The organism is Lacimicrobium alkaliphilum, from assembly GCF_002591895.1.
Lineage (GTDB): Bacteria > Pseudomonadota > Gammaproteobacteria > Enterobacterales > Alteromonadaceae > Lacimicrobium > Lacimicrobium alkaliphilum.
Window position 1 is genome coordinate 112662 of the sequence record NZ_NISX01000010.1, and the last position, 21184, is coordinate 133845.

The following is a 21184-nucleotide window of genomic DNA, read 5'->3' on the forward strand; positions in this document are numbered from 1 at the left end:
AGGCTGTTAGTACATCACAAAAACAGGAAAAGCTGAGTGTCATCTTACCCCGCACGATTTTATAAGGTTATTGAATATATCGAGGATAACCTGCCTGATGAGCTGGATATTGAAACACTCTGTCAGCTTGCTAATCTGTCTCGCTACCATTTTCACCGGCAATGTTCTGCTTTTTTTGGATTGCCGGTGATGTCACTGGTTAAGTTATTGAAGCTTAAGCGGGCCGCTTTTCAACTCGCCTACAGAGAGCATAAGATAATAGATATCGCGTTATCCAACGGGTATGCGAGTCACGAAGGGTTTTCCCGGGCTTTCAGAAAACACTTCGGGCTTAATCCGGCCGAATTCAGGAAATCACCTGACTGGACACTCTGGCAATCACAGTATGACCCGCTACTTAAGCTAAGGAAAAAACTTATGCAGGATAGGTCTGACTTCAATGTGGAAATCGTTGATTTTCCTGAGATCCCCGTTGCCGTAGCTGAGCACCGGGGAGATCCGGGTCAACTCGGCAAAACCATTGCGAAATTTATTCAGTGGCGTAAAGAGAATAAGCTGCCCCCTACAAAAAGCCGGACATTTAATCTGGTATACGATGATCCTCAGACTACGCCACCACAGGATTACCGTTTTGATCTATGCTGCGCGATAACAAGCCCCATTACAGATAATGCGCATGGCATCGGCAACAGCGTTATTCCCGCTGGGAAGTGTGCGGTGATTCGTCATATCGGCAGTGACGATGCTATCAGTGAGGTGGTGAACTATCTCTATACACAATGGTTGTCAGATTCAGATTATGAAATCAGGGATTATCCCCTATTCTTCGAACGGGTCAGCTTTTTCCCGGAAGTGCAAGAAAGCGAAATGATAACGGACGTTTATTTACCACTAAGGTAGTCAGATGCTGTCATAAAAACATCACCTTAGCGTCATCCGGCAGTCATCGGCCTGCAACCTTTGCATACCTATTCTTGTGGGATCACAAAACACAAGGAAAACACGATGCAATTCAAACACTCAATAATCGCTTTAGGTTTAATCACTGCCCTTAGCGGCTGCGTGCTGGAAGGTGATGACGGCGAACAGGGCGCAGCTGGCCCCATCGGCCAACAGGGGCCGGCGGGAGAGCAAGGCATCTCTGGTGAAGACGGTAAGGGGCTACCCAGGGAGCTGAATATTGAAGTCGTGGGTCGTTTTGCCACAGGCGTTTACGGTAAATCCGCCGCAGAAATCGTCCAGTTTCATCAGACATCCGCCTCGGCCTTTGCCATTAATGCCGCTTCAAATCAGATTGAGGTGATCTCCCTGGCTGATATCCCCACGGTCTCTGTGGGCAGTCCACTGAGCGATGAAAGCCTGTCTTCTGTTGCCTTTACCTTCCCGCAAAGCGTCAATGTTGCCAATGATCAAGGCACTGAAACCGAACTTAGTCTCGGCGAGGCTAATTCCATCGCTATTTTTGAAGATATGCTGGCTATTGCCGTTGCAGGCAGTGAAAAAACCGCCATTGGCGCCGTGCTTTTTTACCAGCTTGATGCCCTGGGCGAAGGCACTTTTGTCAAAGCCGTGGCCGCAGGCGCTCTGCCCGACATGCTTACCTTTACTCCTGATGGAAGCAAGGTTCTGGTAGCCAACGAAGGCGAGCCGGATACCGACTACAATCTCGACCCGGAGGGAAGCATTTCGGTGGTCAGCATCACTGATAGCGTGCCGGCCGATCTTGCCATGACCATCAACATGACCTCAGATATGACCTTTAGCAGCGATTTACTCGATGCTGAGGATTTTGATACCGACAGCGAACGTCGTCAGTTGCTCAGCACCGCGGGCGTTAAGTTTGCCGGCCCTGTGGGTACCACTGTGGCCCAGGATCTGGAGCCGGAGTATATTGCCGTTGCTGCTGACAGCCAAAAAGCCTTTGTATCACTTCAGGACAATAACGCCATTGGCATTATCGATCTTGAGGATATGACCATCGAAGTCAAAGCGCTGGGCTTTAAAGACTGGGCCGATTACGACATTGATTTCACCAATAAAGATGAAGTGCCTGCATTTCGTCGTTTGCCCGGCGTATACGGCATGTATCAGCCCGATTCTATCGCCGCCTATGAATGGAATGGCGCCACCTTTATCGTTTCAGCCAACGAAGGTGATTCCCGCGACTGGGATGCGTTTACTGAAGAAGTTCGTGTAAAAGATATTATCGATCCGGATGAGCTGAATATGCAGCTTTCGGTGTCTTTGCAGTCCCTTTATGATGAAACCGGTGCTAATGATGGTCTGGGCCGTTTAAAAGTGACCTCAGTATTGGGCGACGCCGACAACGATGGCATCTATGAGGCGCTGTATGCTTATGGTGCCCGTTCGTTCAGCATCTGGGATCAGAATATTAATCTGGTGTATGACTCCGGGGATGAGTTTGAAAAAATTGCTGCGGCAGTGCTGGGGAACGATTTCAACAGTGCCCACACCGAGAACAAAGGCGACAATCGCTCTGACGATAAAGGCGGCGAGCCGGAAGCCATCGATGTAGGAGAGATTGAAGGCAGAACCTATGCCTTTATCGGCCAGGAACGCTCTGGTGATCTCTTTGTGTACGATGTCACAAACCCATTCCAGGCGACCTTTGTCAGCCATTACAACAACCGGGATTTCAGCCTCGATTTTGAACTGGATGACGACCTGGCCAATCCTTGCGATCCGGCCGAAGGCATGGATTGCGAACACATTGCTGACGCCGGAGATCTCGGGCCCGAAAGCATTAAATTTGTGGCCGCCGAAGACAGCCCGAATGGCAACCCATTGCTGCTAATAGGCAATGAGGTCAGTGGTACTGTGACTGTCTATCAGGTTACAGAAGCAGACTAACCTGTCCAATATCTGAGGCTGCACTGGCAGCCTCAGTCTCCTTTTTACTGTTAAAAATGCTATAGTCCGCGTTATCCTGATTCAGCCATCTGATGTCTCTGTTTTGACTGAACAAACCAATAACAGCTCTGCTGGTTTTGGCCAGCGCACTGCCAACTATCTGCTGCACCTCGCAGGCTGGCAGGTGTCCCCTTTTCCGGATCTGGAACAAGCCATAGTGGTTGGCGGCCCTCATACTTCCAACTGGGATGGGGTACTGGGCATATTAAGCGCTACAACCCTTGGCGTGCATAGCAGAATAATGATCAAGAACAACCTGTTTAAGTGGCCATTAGCGCCGGTGTTACGCAAGCTCGGTGGTATTCCCATTGATCGCAGCCGCAGTACCGGAGTGGTAGAACAAGCTGCCGCTCTGTTTACTCAATACCCGAAACTGGTACTGATCATGACCCCTGAGGGCACCAGAACCAGCGCACCCCGCTGGAAAACCGGTTTTTACCATATAGCCAGCAAGGCCTGTGTCCCCATAGTGCTGGCCACGGCCGACTATGTAAAAAAGCAGGTAACCTTCCCACTGGTTTTGCACCCGGGCGATAACCCTGAGGCCGACATGCACAGAATGTATCAGTGTTTTGCCGGCGTGACCCCTCGCCACCCCCACAAACTTTCAGCACCGGTCAAAAAGCTATGGGATAAACAACATCGTATCGACCATGACTGAACTCACCGACCACATCAGACAGCAGGCACACCAGTGCCTGCAGCAGTCCGTTGCCAAAGCCAGCGATATATTGCAAAGGGATATTGCGCTGCCTGAACTCAGTTTTAAGCAGCGTGGCCGTATTGCCGGTAGTGCCCGTTTGCAGGACTACGAAATCCGCCTTAACCCGGTCTTGCTGACGGAAAACCTGGATGAATTTATACGCGAGGTGATCCCCCACGAACTCTGTCACCTGTTGGTTTGGCAGCTTTACGGCAGAGGCAGCAAAAAGGGCCGGATAAAGCCCCATGGGCAAGAGTGGAAAGCCCTGATGTGGACCATTTTTGGCCTCAGAGGCAGTGCCTGCCATCAGATGGATATACAAAGTGTACAAGGCCGGCATTTCAGCTACCGCTGCAACTGCGGCCCTGTCAGTTTAAGCATTCGCCGCCATAACAAAGTCAGGCAGGGTGTGAAATATATCTGCCGCGCCTGCAGACAACAGCTGCAGGCAGCTTAAGCTCGATACGCTTCCCCCTGTCAGGACAGCCGGAAATAGCCCACCTGTTGTTGCAGACTCAACGCCAGTTTATCCAGAGCTTCAACAGACTCATTATTTTGTCGCAGCGCTTGTTGTGACTGACTGATCATATCAGTCAGTCCCTGCATCTGTTCCAGCAAATTCTTAACCTCTTCCACCTGCTGATTGGATACAGAAACCACATCAGCAACTCTGGATTTTGAATCTCTGGCTTGTTGTTCAATGGTCGACAGCAATTCACGAGATTTGTTACCTAACACCTGGCTGTGCTCAATCTGTGGCAAGGTATTTTCCATTGCCGAAACGGAACTGCTGGTCTGGCTGAGCACATCAGACAGCACAGCTTCAATCTCGCTGGTTGCCTCTCCAGTACGCTTCGCAAGCGTGCGCACCTCATCGGCTACCACCGCAAAACCGCGCCCCGACTCGCCGGCTCTGGCGGCCTCAATGGCCGCGTTCAATGCCAGTAAGTTGGTCTGCTCCGATATACCGTTAATCACATTGGTAATATTGGAAATAGATCCTGTCCGCTGATGTAACCTGCGAATTTGCTCTACTGCAGCACTGACCGCAGCGAAAATCTTTTCAATTTCACCGGCGGTTTCGTTGATAGTCTGGCGTCCGATCTGCGCAGAATTCAGAGTGGTCTGAGAGTTTTCCTCTGTCTGTTGTAACAGCTCAGACACGTTGTATATCTTCTCTCTTACCCGTTCCAGGCTTGCGGCCACCTGATTACTGCTCTGCCCCTGTTCACTGGAGAGTTTGAGCATTTGTCTGGAGTTTCCTGCCACTTGGTTTGTCTGCTGACCCACATCGGACGCTGATGCCATAATTCCCGATACAGTCTTACGCAGAATATCCTGCATGTTTGAGAGATAGCCTAAAACACTTTTTCTGTATCTGGTATCAATAGCACGACTCAGGTCTCCCTCAGCAACGCAGGAGAGACTCTCATTTGCTTTATCCGGCTCACCACCTAAAGAACGGTACAAGCCGCGGCTAAGGATGATGGCTACAAACAGCCCCATGATAACGGCCACAGCCAGCAGCCCAAGCATCAGCTTAGAGAAGCCGCTCGCCTCATTACGAACTTCTCTGGTCATTTGTTGGTTCTGCTGCTCCTGATAATCGATAAACTCGTTGATCACCGCCAACCATTCAACGAATAGCTCTCTGCCAGTATCCAGTAATAAAACAGTAGCCTGTTTATGCTGTTGAGCCTTCCTGAGCTCGATCAACTGCTCAATGACCGGCAAAGTGCTGGATTCTAACGACTTTATGGAGCTGAGAATGCGACGCTCCACATTATCACTGCCAGCATCCATTAGCTTATCGAGCAGGCCTGCAGAATCACGATAAAAGACTTCCAGGCGGCGAATATCCTGCTCAGCTTGCTGAGTCTCCCGCTGGTCCCGGGCCATAACCAAATCCCGGATGGCAATGGCTCTGTCATGCACACTGCCCCGGAAGTTAATTGCATGTCGCTGTTTGACGGCATTGACTTCCGTCATTTCAGTCAAAGTACGATCAATATAATTAACGTTATTAATACCGACCGCAGTCACAATAACCATTACTGCCAATACCAGAGCAAAGCCTAAAAACAACCTCGCTCGTACAGTTAAAGCCGACAAAAAGCTAAACATAGACTACACCTATCAGGACAATGTTTGAGCTGCGCACTATACCTGTATTGATGCTGCCGGCTAATCAATTAAACAGATGCCCCGCATCTGTTTAATGAGTTGATCCATTTCCTTAGTTATCACTACCACATGCGTTTAATGACATGTTCCTGTTCGCTGCGGGAGTGGCGGATGGTCATCAGAATATGGCCCGCGATCATGACAAATAACAGCCAGCCCAGCCAGCCATGCAACAAACTCCCGGGTGCCATCATCCATTCTATTTTCTGTCCTTCAAAACCGCTCATCAGCGGTAACCCGAAGGGCTCAAAGGCCCGACCAGAGCCATATTGACGCAACAGCGCCAGAAACGGCACCGCCGCCATTAACAAATACAAAGCGATATGCCCATATTTCGCCAGCACACTAATTGATGCCGGACGGCGACTCAGGCTTATCAACGCCCAAATTATTCTGAGCGCAATCAGCACCATCAGCAAAAAGCCCAAGGGTTTGTGGGTGGCCCATAAAAACTCATCCAGCGAGGAGTCTTCCAGCGCCACTCTGGTAATGACAGTGGCACATTGCCAGAGCAGAGCCAGCGCCATCAGCCAGTGGAACAAACGACTGACAACGCCATAGCCCTGTTGTGTATCCTGAATGAGCATAAAACCTCTTTTTCCAATAGTTAGATGATTAAAGCGGAGCATTAATACCAATCCACATAGATAATTGCCCTCTCAGAGCGAGCCAGAAGGGCTTAGATCAAGGCGGCGCTTCGAAGGCATAGTGGTTCTACGTCAAGACGCGCCAACACAGAGATAAGCCCTTCTGGGCGCTCCCTTTGGGCGAGGCTAAAATGCCCGCTGGCGGCGTTATGCTCCCTCAATTTAGGCCCACTAAACTTTCAGGACCATGCCTTGCCAGAGAACATTTTAGTCTCGCTGAGTGAGCAATTATCTATGCGGATTGGTATTACACAAGCGATTCTTGGCCTCAATCCACTGCGCCATATACTGAGTGCTTTTCATACTATGATGACGCAACATGGCACCATAGAAATTATCCAGACGATGCTGCTGCAGGGTTTCTGCAAGCCGTTCAATTCTCCGGATTAAATTAGCACTGTACTCATTAGCACTGAAGCGCTTTGCGATCAGTTCACTGGCGTTTTCGCTGAGTGGTTGCCACTGCTGTGAATGCTGATACAAATCAATAGCCTGGCGCACAAATTCCTCAGTGTTGTCGGCAATCAATAAGCCGGAATCCAGCTCTCCATAGATCCCTTCTGCGCCAATACTGCTGGTCACCGCCGGCGTAGCGGTCATAGCTGCATCAATGAGCTTGCCCTTTAAACCCGCGCCGAATCTCAGCGGAGCCAGCATAACGCGGCTCTGACTGACAACCTTCAGTGCATCTTCGGTCCAGCCTTTAACCATAAAGCCTTGTTTCGGATTATGCAGTTGCGTGGCCTTAGGCGGCGGATAGGCACCGTAGATATGCAGCTCAGCTTGCGGTAAAGCTTTGCGAATTTGTGGCCATATCTCAGATTTAAGATACAACACCGCATCCCAGTTAGGTTGATGACGAAAATTGCCAATACTGACGAAATGCCGGCGCAATTGAAAAGGCTCACCTGGTACTTGTCGCTCAGCATCGAGCATAAAGGGACAATAGTGCAGGATATTGTCAGGCAGCTGAAACCACTTCTTTAACCAGAGCATTTCATATTCAGAGATAATCAGACTGATATCGCAGCGCAAAATAGAAGCGATTTCTCGTATCGCCGACTCCGAGTAAATCTGCTTAGCTGTCACTTCGGTATTGTGTTTCAGTGCCTGATGCCGGGCATGGCGCAGGCTGTGCAGATCTTCGGTATCCAGTATTCTTATGGCTTCAGGACAGTACTTTTCTACCCGCCAGCCAAACTGCTCTTCCATCATAAAGCGATCGAACATCACCAGTTCAGGCTGCATCTGAGCAATCTGCGTATCAAAACTACTGCAATTAAGGTTCAGTGATATAGCCTGTACATCAATGCTGCTGAGGTCCACCGCATGAGGACTGTTTTGCGCTGGTGACCCATAGACTACCTGATAACCTGCATCCTGCAGGCTTTTGATTAGCTGCAACATACGACTGCCTGCGGCTGAGGAAGCCGGCTCTGGCCAGACATAACCGATAATAAGTGCTGTTTTCATGGCCGGGGATTATATGCCATAGGGAGTTTCCTGCCAAAATAGACTATCTTTGATTTTGCTAATGGGTAACACACCTGTTGAGGGGCGACTTGAAACATCCGGCCCTTTTGGCAGCATGTGCAGCCACAGGATTCAGATCACTGAATCCTCAATGCCCGATGATGAAGTACTCAGCTGGTTAAAGCAGGCCTATGCTCAGGCCGGTTAATCCGGTGCTGCCGCACTGCCGTTAAGGTTGCTGTCAACACTTAAGGGGAGCATGCCATAAAATGCATCCCGTTTTTTCCACCAGTATTTTGCCTGCTCAAATTTTCCCTGTTGCTCCAGCGCCTGGGCAATATTGATATGGGCCGGCAACAGGTAATGTTTGCGGTTTAATCGTTGCTTCCACAATGCCAGATAAACCGGGGGAATATAGGCCTGGTCGTGATACTCCATAAAGGTTAAACGGCTACTGGCCTTATACGCCTGCAACGGATGATTGTTGCAGGTACGGGACTTAGCCAGTTCCCAGTCAACATTAGCCTGGCGCCATTTGTCTACTTTTTGGGCGAGCTCTTCTTCAGACAGGGTATAAATCAGATTAGGTGGTTGCAGGTTTGGATGACACATCTGCCCGGCCAGCTCGCTGGATAAAGGATACTCATCCACGAAGCCTGCAAAATGAGCCAGTTCATGTACAAACACCGAATAGCTGTCGGTTAAATCCAGGTACATAATGCCATTATGCACATTGGCTTTACCTTGTGGGGCGAGCACCAGGATATGGCTCAACTCATCATCCAGCGGCAGTTCTGCTAACTTCGCAGCATCACAACCCAGGCGCCGGTTTCCCTGCCAGTTGGCATCACAATTAAGCTGATTATCTGACAACCAGATGGGTCTGAGCAGACACACCGGCAGGTCAGAGAGACGCTTGTCATCGTGAAATTCTTCTGCAAGGCTCATCAACTGGCGCATGTTTTCCAGCGATGTGACCACCGGTTGAATGTGCATAGCACATCGCCGCCCTGTGGTAATGACGGTTTCTGGCCCCCATCCGCTACCCTGCTCTGCGGGCCAGTAATTTTCAATCAGGGAAACATACTCTGTGGCCTCTGGGCTACCCAACCGGCTCGCCTGGTTAAAGCCTTGTCTGGCCTGGGTGTACTGGCCTTTCTGCCATTGTTGTCTGGCCAGGATAAGCGCACTGTCGGCGTCCTGTGATGCAGCCTGCTCAAGCCAGGGCAGTGCCTTTTCAACCTGCCCCTGATGCAGATACCATTGATACAGCGAAATCGTCGCCGGAAGATATTGCTGATGTGCGGCTCTGGTTAACAACTCAATCCGCTTCAGTGCAGAATCGGTTAATAAGGCCAGTTCATACTGCGCTTTAGCGTATCCCCCTGCAGCAGATTGATTTAATAATGCAATATGCCGGGCTTCATTCCCTTCATTTAACGCCAGAATATAATAAGCCCCGGCATCGCCGGCCTCTGCGACTATCTCAAGCCAGTAAGGATTTGCGGATTCGCGGGCATATCCGGACAAGGCTTCTAGCGCCGGCTCTGATCCGAGTAACACGCCAAGATAAAGGGCATGAGGTGAATCGGTTTGCTGAATTAACAGGGGCAGGTATCGCTGCCCGCTGGAAACCAGCAATACCATCGCGGCGCCTGCAATGATGAACAGGCGTAGTTTTTTAAATGACTTCACCTGCTGTTAACGCCGGCTGTCTGATAGTACATCTTCGCGGATAAGCTCCAACTCGAGTCTGGCATAGCGATGCTCCACAAATTCATAGACATTGGTGCTGAGTGACAGTTTAAAATAATTCGAAGCCACCGCCGTTTCACCACGTGCGCTATGGTACTTACCCAGATAGAAATAGGCCTCACACAGCCTGTTTGCGAGTTCTCGCTGATTCTTGATATTCACCAACAAGCCAGCCAATAACTGCCGCTCGTTGATTTTCCCCAGATACAAATCTACCAGCTGCGTGGCCCATTCCTGTTCACGCATTTGCTTACGACTGGCAGCAAGGTTTGCCTGCGCCTTTTTAGTATCGACTTCAGACTCCGCGATATAGGTCCACAGTGCCCGGTACGGATCCTGTTCATCTTTTTGGTAATAGCGATGTAAGTCATCTACCGCCAATTCAGGACGCCCCCCATAATACAGAGCGATACCACGATTTAAAAAAGCATAATCATGCTCCGGATCGATATCCAGGGTGGCATCAAACGACTCATAGGCCTGAAGAAATTCGCGATTCTGAGTATGATGAATGCCCATATAGTTGTAGGCTTCAGCCATATCTGGTTTGAGTTTCAGTGCCATGGAAAAATCAAACTGAGCCAGACCTGACAACCCTACGCTGTCATACAGCGTACCCCGCTGATAAAGCAGATCAGCCCGTTGGCTGTCGTCCAGTTCCACCTGCCCCAGAATCTGATTATAACGCGCCAGGGCCATCTGACTGCGCATGTTAGCTGGCAGCGGTTCCACAAGCACCAGATTGCCCATCTGACCATTGCCGTATTGGTTGTGATTAACCGAAGTACAGGCGGTTATTTGCAGCAGGAGTATGAGTGTGAAAACGGTTCGGAAACATTGCATAGTTAATCATTGTGCCTGTTCTGATGAAGAGATTATAGTTGCTTTAACTGGAGCAAACATAAAGACGATAAGTGTATCAAAATTCTAATCAATTAGCGTACAGACAAAAATGGCATCCATCGGATGCCATTTATTTACGTACAGATATCGCCGTGAAACGGCAGAGTATCTTAGTCGTCTGATTGCTGTTCCTGCTGTGCAGGTTTATCAAGCAGTTCTTTCATGCTCAGACGAATACGCCCCTGACGGTCAATTTCCATTACTTTGACGTCTACCATCTGGCCTTCCTGCAGATGCTCTGAGACATTATTAACGCGCTCATGGGCAATTTGCGAAATATGTACCAGGCCATCTTTGCCGGGCAATACTTCTACAAAGGCACCAAAATCAACAACACGTGCTACCTTGCCATGATAGGTTTTACCCACTTCCACATCGGCAGTGATGGCTTCGATCAGTTCGATGGCCAGCATAGCTTTAGCTCGCTCGGCAGCAAAAATCTTAATCGTGCCGTCATCTTCAATTTCAATGTTGGTGTCGGATTTTTCCGTGATGGAACGAATGTTCGCACCGCCTTTACCGATAACATCACGAATTTTATCCTGCTCTACCTTGATGGTGTATATACGCGGAGCAAATTCAGACATCTCTTCGCGAGGCTTATTAATGGCCTGGTCCATCACACCGAGAATATGCAGACGGGCTTCTTTAGCCTGTTTCAGTGCAACCTGCATGATTTCCTGCGTGATACCTTCAATCTTGATATCCATCTGCAAGGCAGTGATACCTTCTTCGGTTCCGGCCACTTTAAAGTCCATGTCACCCAGGTGGTCTTCATCACCGAGAATATCGGACAGCACGACGAACTTGTCATCAGACTTAACCAGCCCCATGGCAATACCCGCTACGGACGCTTTAATCGGAACACCTGCGTCCATCAGTGCCAGTGAGGTACCACACACGGAGGCCATGGATGATGAGCCATTAGATTCGGTAATTTCCGATACTACCCGGATCACGTACGGGAACTCTTCGGCATCAGGCATTACCGCCTGGATACCGCGCTTGGCCAGACGTCCGTGGCCGATTTCACGACGCTTAGGCGAGCCAATCATGCCGGTTTCACCGACACAATAAGGAGGGAAGTTGTAATGCAGCATAAAGCGGCTGTTGGTCATACCGCCCAGCTCATCTATCATTTGCGCATCACGTTCAGTACCTAAGGTTGCTGCAACCAGAGCCTGGGTTTCACCACGGGTGAACAACGCAGAACCATGGGTGCGGGGCAGGATGCCGGTACCCACATTCAGAGCGCGGATCATCTGCGGGTCACGGCCATCGATGCGTGGCTCACCGGCAAGAATGCGTGAACGTACAACGTCACTTTCCAGTTCATGCAACAGCTCTTTAACTTCTTTGCTGTCCTGTTCCTGATCCTGCTCCTCAATCTGCGCAACAACGTTATCGGTCAGTGCGGTGATCGCATCTTTACGAGCCATTTTATCGGAGATCTGGTAAGCCTCAGTCATCTGCTCTTCAGCCAGTTCTTTGATTCTGGCTTTCAGTGACGTATTTTCTGCAGGCGGTTGCCAGTCCCACTTCGGTGCATTCACTTCAGCGGCGAATTCATTAACGGCGCTGATAACCGTCTGTGACTGCTCATGGCCATAAACTACCGCGCCCAGCATGGTTTCTTCAGATAACATGTTGGCTTCGGATTCGACCATCAGTACTGCACTTTCAGTACCGGCTACAACCAGATCCAACTGGCTTTCCGGTTGCTCAGATACCAGCGTATTAAGCATATACTGACCATCTTTATAACCTACCCGGGCAGCACCAATAGGACCGCTGAAGGGGATGCCGGAGATTGCCAGTGCCGCAGAGGTACCGATCATTGAGATCACATCGGTGGGGATATCCGGGTTTGCAGATACCACAGTGATGACCACCTGAACTTCGTTCATAAAACCGTCCGGGAACAGAGGACGAATAGGACGGTCAATCAGTCGGGCAGTCAGTGTTTCATATTCGGAAGGGCGGCCTTCACGTTTGAAAAAACCACCGGGGATTTTACCCGCAGCATAGGTTTTTTCCTGATAATTTACCGTCAGAGGGAAGAAATTCTGATCCGGCTTAGCTTCTTTTTTGCCAACTACAGTAACCAATACAGATGTATCGTCCATGCTTGCCATTACAGCGGCAGTGGCCTGGCGGGCGATAACGCCGGTTTCAAGAGTTACGGTATGCTGACCATATTGAAAAGTCTTAGTAATAGGTGTCACTTTTTATATCCTTTCCGGGAGCCAACCGTTCAACAAAATCACTGCATTTATCCAAGCCCGGACTGTTACCGGCTTGTATTCACACAGCCCCTTGTCTTTTGCGGGGGCTCTTACATTGATAGTTTCTTTCGCTTTTTAATTGCGGCGCACAGTATAGCGGCTCGTGCGGGCTAAAAACAGAGAAAATTCTGTGACATAGGCATGGCAGATTTCAGTTGGCAGGCCTCAGCGTTCAGAAGAAAAAAACTTTTACCACTAACCACACAAAAAATCGCCTGGAGCGATTTTTAACGCCAGTAGTTTAATGGCGGCCACGGGCGCAGGACAGGGATAGTCCGGAGTAAAAAGCACGAAAAGAAATTTAACCACAGAGACGCAGAGGTCACAGAGATTTTAAGGCACAGGCCCTGCATTTCTCTGTGCCCTCTAAGACTCTGTGGTGAAAAGCGTTTTGTTCTGATAACTGAAAGCTGATAACTGCAAACTATTCCAGTTGTTCGCCATATTTAGCCATCAACCCCTGACGTCTGGCTTTGGGTAAGCCTTTTACCACCAGGGTATAAGAGAGATCGATCATCCGTTTAAGCTCACCTTGCGGTACAGAACCATCCAGTATCACAGTATTCCAGTGCTTCTTATTCATATGGTAGCCGGGGATCACGGCACTGAAAATTTCTCTGAGCATCAGTGCTTCAGTGGGATCACATTTGAGATTCATCCGCCCTTGTGGCTTGCCATCGGTATCTTTTTCGGTGCCCAGGGTCGCGAACATTTTGCCGAGAATCTTATACACCGCGACATCGGGGCCAAATGGATAGTCCTCAATCGTTTCCGGTTTCTGCAACAGATAGTCCCTGGCCTGCTGATAATCCACCGCGGTTACTCCGTTTTAATATCAAAACCCAAATGCAAAAAGGCACGCTGCGTGGCAATCCGGCCTCTCGGCGTACGCTGCAAAAAACCCTGCTGAATCAGGTAAGGCTCTATCACATCTTCAATGGTTTCTTTTTCCTCACCAATGGCGGCAGCGAGATTGTCCAGTCCAACAGGGCCGCCGCTGAATTTATCGATAATGGCATTCAGCAGTTTGCGATCCATATAGTCGAATCCCTGGGTATCCACATCGAGCATATCCAATGCTTTAGACGCCACATCGGCACTGATATGCCCCTCGGCTTTAATCTCGGCATAATCCCGCACCCGGCGTAACAACCGATTGGCAATCCTCGGTGTGCCACGGGCACGGCGGGCCACTTCAAGTGCTCCTTCTGGCTCCAGTTGCAGGTTCAGGTAGTCAGCAGAGCGGGTTACTATTGTGGTCAGGTCGCCAATATTATAAAACTCCAGACGCTGCACAATGCCAAACCGATCGCGCAGGGGTGATGTCAGCGAGCCCGCCCGGGTCGTCGCCCCAACCAGCGTAAAAGGTGGCAATTCGAGTTTTATGGAGCGCGCCGCTGGCCCTTCACCAATCATGATATCCAGCTGATAGTCTTCCATCGCCGGATAGAGAATTTCTTCTACCACCGGACTTAAACGGTGTATCTCGTCTATAAACAACACATCGTGTGCTTCGAGGTTTGTCAGCAAAGCGGCCAGATCACCGGCCTTTTCAAGAACCGGCCCGGAGGTGGTTTTAATACTCACCCCCATCTCATTAGCCACAATATTTGCCAGCGTGGTTTTACCTAATCCGGGTGGACCAAAAATCAACAAATGATCGAGCGCGTCTTTACGGTTACGGGCCGCCTGGATAAAGATTTCCATCTGCTCACAGACATGATCCTGACCCGTATAATCCGCCAGCAACCGCGGGCGAATGGCTCTGTCTATGACTTCATCTTCATTACTGGCTACAGGCTCAACCAGACGATCGGCTTCTATCATTTTATTTATTTCCTATGCAATAAGAAACGCTGATCTACAGCATTGACCGGAGTACTTCCCGAATCAGATCTTCACTTGTCATGCCCTGACGATGCAAATTATTCACTGTTTTACTGATCTGGGCTGGTTTATACCCCAGTGCCACCAGCGCACTGATGGCTTCTTCTTTGGGATCATCTGCTACCACAAAAGTATTTTCAACCGGGTTAGCCTGTGCCGCAAGCTGATTATCAGCGCTGTCCCCTATCAGACTACTGAGCCTGTCTTTGAGCTCGACCAACAGTCGCTCAGCGGTCTTTTTACCGACTCCGGGAAGTTTGACCAGCGCGTTCACATCCTGTTGCTGAACACAATTTACAAATTGTGCCGCCGACATACCCGATAAAATGGTCAGTGCCATTTTTGGTCCCACACCATTGGCTTTGATCAATTCACGAAACAGGGCCCGCTCCGACTGATTAGCAAAACCGAACAGCAACTGCGCGTCTTCGCGTACAACAAAATGCGTATATACGGTGACTTCTTCACCGGCATCAGGCAACTGGTAAAAACTGGTCATCGGCAGTTGGATCTCATACCCCACTCCGGCCGCTTCGATCAAAATCTGTGGCGGCTGCTTTTCAACCAGTATCCCGCGAATTCGGCCTATCATTTTACGTCTTCCTGTTTATAGTATTTTAACCACAGAGTCACAGAGGTTTAAGGATTGATGAGCTATTCCTCTGCGCCTTTGCGCCCCTGCGAGATCAGATAAATTAAAGCTGAAGATCACGCAGAGGCGCTGAGTTCGCAGAGTTTTTAGTACCGTTATCTTCCTCAGCTTTGCTCGTAAATTTGCGCTAATCCGCCTTTAAACTTCTGTGTTCTCTATGTCTCTGTGGCTTTTATTTCCTCAATCTGCCACGTACGGTTTTACTCGCCTGACCGGATAACTTAATCAGGCTCTGGCTTGTATGACCGTGACACAGAGCCACTGCAAGTGCATCAGCAGCATCGGCCTGAGGTCTGCCGGGTAATTTAAGCAAATAGCTGACCATATGCTGCACCTGTTCTTTGGCCGCTCCACCTTTACCCACCACCGCCTGTTTAATCTGACGGGCAGAATACTCAGCCAACAGCAGGCCGTTGTTGGTGCCCGCGACAATGGCGGCTCCCCTGGCCTGCCCCAGCTTCAGGGCAGAATCGGGATTGCGGGCCATAAACACCTGCTCTACTGCCATTTCCCCGGGCTGAAATTGCTGAATAATCTCACTGACGCCGTTATAAATCTGCTGCAGGCGCTCAGGTAAAGGCGCATCTGATAAACGGATGCAACCACTGCCTAAGTACTCAAACTTTTGCCCCTGCTGGCGGATCAGTCCATAGCCTGTGATCCTTGAACCGGGATCGATGCCCAGAATGATGCTCAACGATGGCCCTTATTCATCAAGGTTTTCCAGAATCTCATCACTGATATGAGCGTTTGTATAAACCTCCTGAACATCATCCAGATCTTCCAGGGCATCCACTAACTTAATCAGCGTTGGTGCGGTTTCTTCATCCAATTCAGCTTTAGTCGAAGGCACCAATGTAACCTCTGCATGAGAAGCCGACAGGTCTGCTCCATCCAGTGCATCTTTCACCTTACCGAACAGCTCAGGACTGGTATACACCTCAAAGCCCTCTTGCTGATTATTTTGTACATCTTCTGCTCCTGCATCGAGAGCCGTCAGCATCAATGTTTCTTCGTCGGTATCATCCGGATAACTGATAACGCCTTGCTTGGTAAAAAGATAGGCCACCGACCCATTGGTACCGAGGTTACCGCCGTGTCTGGAAAACGCATGGCGTACATCGCTGACGGTACGATTGATATTGTCTGTCATCGTTTCCACCAGCACCGCGGTTCCACCAGCGCCATAGCCTTCGTAGATTACGGTTTCCATATTGTCGCCATCGGCATTTCCGGCACCACGGGCCACCGCATTATCCACGGTGTCTTTCTTCATATTGTTCGATAGCGCTTTGTCGATAGCCGCCCGCAATCTCGGATTGGCATCAGGATCGGCTCCGCCTTCGCGGGCCGCCGTCACCAGCTCGCGAATCAGCTTGGTAAAAATCTTGCCGCGTTTGGCATCCTGAGCCGCCTTACGATGTTTAATATTGGCCCATTTACTGTGTCCTGCCATCCATCTCCTCCTGAAAAGCATTGTCAGATCGATGAAAATATGTTGCTGAGCATATCAACTCCGGACCCACTCTAAAATAGCCTGCCGATTGCTCTGTGACCAGACCTTCTCAGCCGCCTGCCCCATCTTCAGCCATTGGTACGCACTATGCTCGGTAAGCATAACGGACTGCCCGGGATCTACCTTCAGGCTAAACACATGTTCTTTGTTATGAGTGATATCCGGTGCATAACGGTAACGCCATGCTGATCGGATAGGGTAATGATTGATCTGCTGGTGATCCTCAAGCCGGTAGCCTTGCTGGATTATATCAATACCGGTTTCTTCCCATACTTCTCTGAGAGCCGTATCAAAGGGGGTTTCCTGCACTTCCATGGTGCCGGTAACCGACTGCCAGAATTCAGGATCATCCAGCCGCTGTAACAGAAGTACCTGCTGGTGGTGATCGTAAATCACCACCAGCACCGATTCCGGTCGTTTAAAACTCAAATTCAGTCCTGCTTTTCAGCCTTTTTCACTTCGATAGCCAGCTCCTGCAAAGCCTGGGGATTGGCCGCGGAAGGAGCATCGGTAAGCGGACAGGCAGCAGTGGTAGTCTTGGGAAAAGCCATCACATCACGAATAGAAGTCGCACCGGTCATCAGCATCACCATGCGATCCAATCCAAACGCCAGGCCCGCATGAGGAGGCGCACCATACTTCAGCGCCTCCAGTAAAAAGCCGAATTTGAGTTCCGCTTCTTCGTCAGAGATACCCAGGATACGGAACACTTCAGCCTGCATACTCTGATCATGAATACGTACCGATCCCCCACCCAGCTCAACCCCGTTTAACACCATATCGTAGGCATTCGACAAGGCATTGACCGGATCGGCAGCCAGTTGTTCGGCAGTGAGGTCTCGGGGCGCGGTAAAGGGGTGATGCAGCGCATAAAGCTCACCTTCAACTTCCTCGAACATGGGGAAGTCCACCACCCACAATGGTTTCCATTCACCTTGCAGCAGATCCATATCTTCACCGAGCTTCAGACGCAAAGCGCCCAGAGCTTCTGTCACTACGGTGGCTGAATCAGCTCCAAACAGCAGAATGTCGCCGCTCTGTGCCCCGGTGCGCTCCAACAACCCGCTGGCGACATTTTCGCCAAGGAATTTAAGGATAGGTGATTGCAATCCATCGATACCGGCATCTTTATCATTCACCTTCAGCCAGGCAAGCCCTTTGGCTCCATAAACACCGGCAAACTTGGCATAGTCATCGAGCTGCTTGCGCGACAGACCTGCACCACCCGGCACCCGGATCACGGCTACCCGGCCTTTGGCGTCATTTGCCGGACCGGAGAAGACCTTAAACTCAACATCTTTAACCAGGTCAGCCACATCAATCAGCTCCAGCGGATTCCGCAAATCCGGCTTGTCAGAGCCAAAGCGGCGCATCGCATCCGCATAGGTCATTTGCGGAAAGTCGCCTAACTCTACATCCAGTAACTCTTTAAAAATACTGCGTATCATCCCTTCGGTAATCGACATTACCCCATCAGCATCGAGGAATGAGGTTTCCAGATCGATCTGGGTAAATTCAGGCTGGCGATCGGCGCGCAGATCTTCATCACGGAAACATTTGACGATCTGATAATACTTGTCCATACCCGACATCATCAGCAGTTGCTTGAACAACTGTGGTGACTGCGGCAGAGCAAAAAATTCACCTTTATGAGTGCGGCTGGGTACCAGATAATCCCTGGCCCCCTCCGGCGTGGCTTTGGTCAGAATGGGGGTTTCAATATCCAGAAAACCTTCTCGCTCCAGATAGCGACGCACAGCACCGGTGACTTTGGCGCGGAACATCAGACGCTGTGTCATCAGCGGGCGGCGCAAGTCCAGATAACGGTATTTGAGGCGTTGCTCTTCGGAGTTTTCCTGATTGGAGTCCAGTGGCAGGGGGGCAGATTTGCTTAATATCGTCAGCTCTTTGCCGAGGATTTCAATCTCACCGGTAGACATGTCCTTGTTGACCTGCCCTTCAGGGCGGGCACGCACCAGACCTTTTATCTGTACGCAAAACTCATTGCGTACCTTGTTAGCCTGTTCAAAAACCTGGGCCAGGTCAGGGTCATACACAACCTGCACAATACCCTGGCGATCCCGCAGATCGAGAAAAATCACCCCACCGAGATCCCGGCGTCGGTTTACCCAGCCACAGAGTGTCACGTCCTGCCCGGTGTAAGATGCATTGATATTGCCGCAATAATCTGTGCGCATGAAACTACCTGTCTATGTTTAAAAACGGCCCGATAAGCACCAGTAACCCTGTGCCAGCGGGCATCGTTAGATTGCCTGCCCCCGGATTTCGCCAGACGTGACAACGTATCTCTGTGATTCGGGTCTGCACAATGAAAAACCCTGTGGCCACCTTGTTGGCTTTAACACAATTTTTCATCTAACCAGATCAATCATCAGGACGCGCTATCGACCGCGCAGCAACTACCGGATTCAGCGTAAAATAAAGGCCGCATAGTATACCCAAAATGAGCGATTATGCGAGTTCGAAGGCCGGCTAATTTGCCGAGTTATCATGCACAGTAGCCGAGTCAGAAACAAAGGTCATTACCTCTTTCCACCAGCGCTGTTGAGGGGAATAGGGCCAGCTGTTATGGGTGGCATCGTCAAAGCGCCAGAGTGATTTCTTTGCCGCCAGTGCATCATACAACGCCAGACTGTGTCTGTTGGGTATCACTTTGTCTTTTCCGGCCACCAGAATGACCACGGGCTTATCAAAGCCGGACAGGTTTTTGATGCTGTTGTACCTGTCTTTGATCAGCCAATGAACCGGCAGATACCAGTAATGATGCTGAGCCAGATTGGTCAATGAATCCCAGGGGGCCATAAGTATCACCCCAGCCACAGCTGATTCTTCGGGCAACCTGGCGACAATTGATGCCACAACTCCCGCGCCCAGTGATTCCCCCCACAGATACACCGGGCCGTCAAAGTGCTGTTGCACCTTGTTCAGTGTTTCCAGGCCGTCCTCGGTCAGAGTGTGCTGATCAGGCTTTCCGGGTCTGCCGCCATAACCGGGATATTCCACTAACAGCACCCTGTAACCCTGTCGCTTGAGAGCCTCGGCGTAATAGCTGCGGTGCCAGGCTGCCCCGGCATTACCGTGAAATACCAGCACCGTACCTTGTTGCTGCGCTGTTTCGCCAGTCAGATAACCTCTGAAATCCTGTTCAGGCCAGACCCGCAATGCCAGATCTTCAAGCTGACGCTCACTTGCTCTGGATTGGTCAGGGAAATAGAGTAATCGTTGCTGCAGCAGATAGACTGCTGCCAGCAACAACAAATAGGCAAACAATATGAATAAAAATAGTCGCAGTATCAGCAGATAAGCGAACAGGATAAAAGCCAATAGCCGCAACATCATTCGTCTTCGCCGGGCCTGGCGTATCCGCCCATAATCAGATCTTCCCGGTATTGTTCGAGCAGGCCTTTTTTCTTCAGTTTATCCAGCCCCCGATTAAAAAGATCTCGCCATCTCTCACTTCCGGCATTGCGTTTAGGAAACAACAGGTGACCGGTTTTTTCACTCAATGGGGGTTGTAATGTTTCTATCCGGTTTGCCTGTTCCGGGGCAAACAGCCCATGCACCAGGTTCCAGCCCACCAGTTCCTGAACGGGAAACAGATCAATACGCTCAAGCAACAGCATTTTAATATTCTGGGTGTCAGTATTCACCACAGATATTCTGTGTGGGTTGGCGTTAGCATATTCCCACAGCGCCTGCGTGTAGGTATAGCTGCGCGACAGCCCGATTCTCAGATCATCAAAATCCGCCAACTCATCCCAGTGCAGAGGCCGCCCGGATTTACGACGGAAAAATACCACCTTTTCTTTGGTCAGAGGAGTACTGAGCAAAAAATCTGCCTGATGTTTGGGGTCCTGATACCAGTACGACGTCGCCGCATAATCCCCCTTTTTCGCCCCTTCGTAACTTCTGGCCCAGGGTTGGTAAATAAAGCTCACCTGAATCCCCATTTCCCCAAATGCACTGCGCACCACATGATTGACATAACCGTCCTGGGGCAAAGACGCAGAGGTATATGGCGGCCATTCCCCGGTAGCTATATCAATACTCTCCTGCGCACCGGACAAGGGCATCCACAGGCTCAGTAAAACACAAGGAAGAGCGAATATTTTCAATCTCTTAACTCACTATTGTCAGATTGCATCTATTATTCAAACATAGCGTAAATCACGGCTTCAGCGAGCCACTTTTTAAGTCTCATAGCCTGTTGTTGCCCATGACTGTCAG

General features: G+C 50.2%; 20 protein-coding genes. 5 read left to right on the forward strand and 15 right to left on the reverse strand.

Annotated elements, in window-relative coordinates:
• Positions 1-36: 36 nt before the first annotated feature.
• The 4 genes from CDA54_RS11230 (at position 37) to CDA54_RS11245 (ending at position 4091) form a co-directional block, all read left to right on the forward strand.
• Entirely contained in the window at positions 37-900 is an 864-nt protein-coding gene (locus CDA54_RS11230; RefSeq protein ID WP_099035109.1) for an AraC family transcriptional regulator, read from the forward strand.
• A 105-nt stretch (positions 901-1005) separates the two neighbouring features.
• The gene (locus CDA54_RS11235) at positions 1006-2871 is read left to right on the forward strand and encodes a choice-of-anchor I family protein (protein WP_099035110.1); all 1866 of its coding nucleotides are present in this window, start codon (positions 1006-1008) and stop codon (positions 2869-2871) included.
• A 103-nt stretch (positions 2872-2974) separates the two neighbouring features.
• Entirely contained in the window at positions 2975-3592 is a 618-nt protein-coding gene (locus CDA54_RS11240; RefSeq protein WP_099035111.1) for a 1-acyl-sn-glycerol-3-phosphate acyltransferase, read from the forward strand.
• A complete protein-coding gene (locus CDA54_RS11245) occupies positions 3585-4091 on the forward strand; it encodes a SprT family zinc-dependent metalloprotease (protein WP_099035112.1) in 507 nt (168 codons plus the stop codon). Before CDA54_RS11240 ends, CDA54_RS11245 begins: the two co-directional genes overlap by 8 nt.
• Positions 4092-4111: 20 nt before the next feature.
• On the opposite strand, the gene CDA54_RS11250 is transcribed toward CDA54_RS11245, so the two are convergent.
• From CDA54_RS11250 to CDA54_RS11260, 3 genes are all read right to left on the reverse strand, one after another.
• A complete protein-coding gene (locus CDA54_RS11250; protein ID WP_099035113.1) occupies positions 4112-5758 on the reverse strand; it encodes a methyl-accepting chemotaxis protein in 1647 nt (548 codons plus the stop codon).
• 122 nt (positions 5759-5880) lie between these two features.
• Positions 5881-6405, reverse strand: coding sequence for a cytochrome b (locus CDA54_RS11255; RefSeq protein ID WP_099035114.1), 525 nt, complete (start codon positions 6403-6405; stop codon positions 5881-5883).
• 288 nt (positions 6406-6693) lie between these two features.
• Positions 6694-7938, reverse strand: coding sequence for a glycosyltransferase (locus CDA54_RS11260; RefSeq protein WP_099035115.1), 1245 nt, complete (start codon positions 7936-7938; stop codon positions 6694-6696).
• A gap of 49 nt (positions 7939-7987) precedes the next feature.
• Between CDA54_RS11260 and CDA54_RS19590 the strand changes: the two genes are divergently transcribed.
• Complete coding sequence (locus CDA54_RS19590; RefSeq protein ID WP_268235323.1) at positions 7988-8146, forward strand: DUF5655 domain-containing protein; 159 nt, start codon at positions 7988-7990, stop codon at positions 8144-8146.
• Here the strand turns inward: CDA54_RS19590 and CDA54_RS11265 are convergent.
• The 12 genes from CDA54_RS11265 to CDA54_RS11320 all read right to left on the reverse strand — a co-directional run bounded on the left by CDA54_RS11265 (position 8143) and on the right by CDA54_RS11320 (position 21072).
• Positions 8143-9633 carry an SEL1-like repeat protein gene (locus CDA54_RS11265; protein ID WP_143452283.1) on the reverse strand — a complete coding sequence of 497 codons (1491 nt, stop codon included), beginning with the start codon at positions 9631-9633 and terminating at the stop codon, positions 8143-8145. The genes CDA54_RS19590 and CDA54_RS11265 overlap by 4 nt on opposite strands.
• A 6-nt stretch (positions 9634-9639) precedes the next feature.
• Positions 9640-10536, reverse strand: a complete 897-nt coding sequence (gene nlpI / locus CDA54_RS11270) for a lipoprotein NlpI (protein ID WP_099035117.1) — start codon at positions 10534-10536, stop codon at positions 9640-9642.
• A 170-nt stretch (positions 10537-10706) separates the two neighbouring features.
• A complete protein-coding gene (pnp, locus tag CDA54_RS11275; protein WP_099035118.1) occupies positions 10707-12821 on the reverse strand; it encodes a polyribonucleotide nucleotidyltransferase in 2115 nt (704 codons plus the stop codon).
• A 484-nt stretch (positions 12822-13305) separates the two neighbouring features.
• Positions 13306-13695: an MmcQ/YjbR family DNA-binding protein gene (locus CDA54_RS11280; protein WP_099035119.1), complete on the reverse strand. Its 390-nt coding sequence runs from the start codon at positions 13693-13695 to the stop codon at positions 13306-13308.
• 5 nt (positions 13696-13700) lie between these two features.
• The gene (gene ruvB / locus CDA54_RS11285) at positions 13701-14708 is read right to left on the reverse strand and encodes a Holliday junction branch migration DNA helicase RuvB (RefSeq protein WP_099035120.1); all 1008 of its coding nucleotides are present in this window, start codon (positions 14706-14708) and stop codon (positions 13701-13703) included.
• Positions 14709-14742: 34 nt separating this feature from the next.
• Positions 14743-15360, reverse strand: coding sequence for a Holliday junction branch migration protein RuvA (gene ruvA, locus CDA54_RS11290; protein WP_099035121.1), 618 nt, complete (start codon positions 15358-15360; stop codon positions 14743-14745).
• 232 nt (positions 15361-15592) lie between these two features.
• Positions 15593-16117 carry a crossover junction endodeoxyribonuclease RuvC gene (ruvC, locus tag CDA54_RS11295; protein ID WP_099035122.1) on the reverse strand — a complete coding sequence of 175 codons (525 nt, stop codon included), beginning with the start codon at positions 16115-16117 and terminating at the stop codon, positions 15593-15595.
• 9 nt (positions 16118-16126) lie between these two features.
• Positions 16127-16876: a YebC/PmpR family DNA-binding transcriptional regulator gene (locus CDA54_RS11300; RefSeq protein ID WP_099035123.1), complete on the reverse strand. Its 750-nt coding sequence runs from the start codon at positions 16874-16876 to the stop codon at positions 16127-16129.
• 54 nt (positions 16877-16930) lie between these two features.
• A complete protein-coding gene (gene nudB / locus CDA54_RS11305; protein ID WP_099035124.1) occupies positions 16931-17365 on the reverse strand; it encodes a dihydroneopterin triphosphate diphosphatase in 435 nt (144 codons plus the stop codon).
• A 2-nt stretch (positions 17366-17367) separates the two neighbouring features.
• Positions 17368-19134, reverse strand: coding sequence for an aspartate--tRNA ligase (aspS, locus tag CDA54_RS11310; protein WP_099035125.1), 1767 nt, complete (start codon positions 19132-19134; stop codon positions 17368-17370).
• Between the two features lie 295 nt (positions 19135-19429).
• On the reverse strand, positions 19430-20296 hold the full coding sequence (locus CDA54_RS11315; protein WP_099035126.1) for an alpha/beta hydrolase: 867 nt from the start codon (positions 20294-20296) through the stop codon (positions 19430-19432).
• Positions 20293-21072, reverse strand: coding sequence for a substrate-binding periplasmic protein (locus CDA54_RS11320; RefSeq protein ID WP_143452284.1), 780 nt, complete (start codon positions 21070-21072; stop codon positions 20293-20295). Before CDA54_RS11320 ends, CDA54_RS11315 begins: the two co-directional genes overlap by 4 nt.
• Positions 21073-21184: the final 112 nt, after the last annotated feature.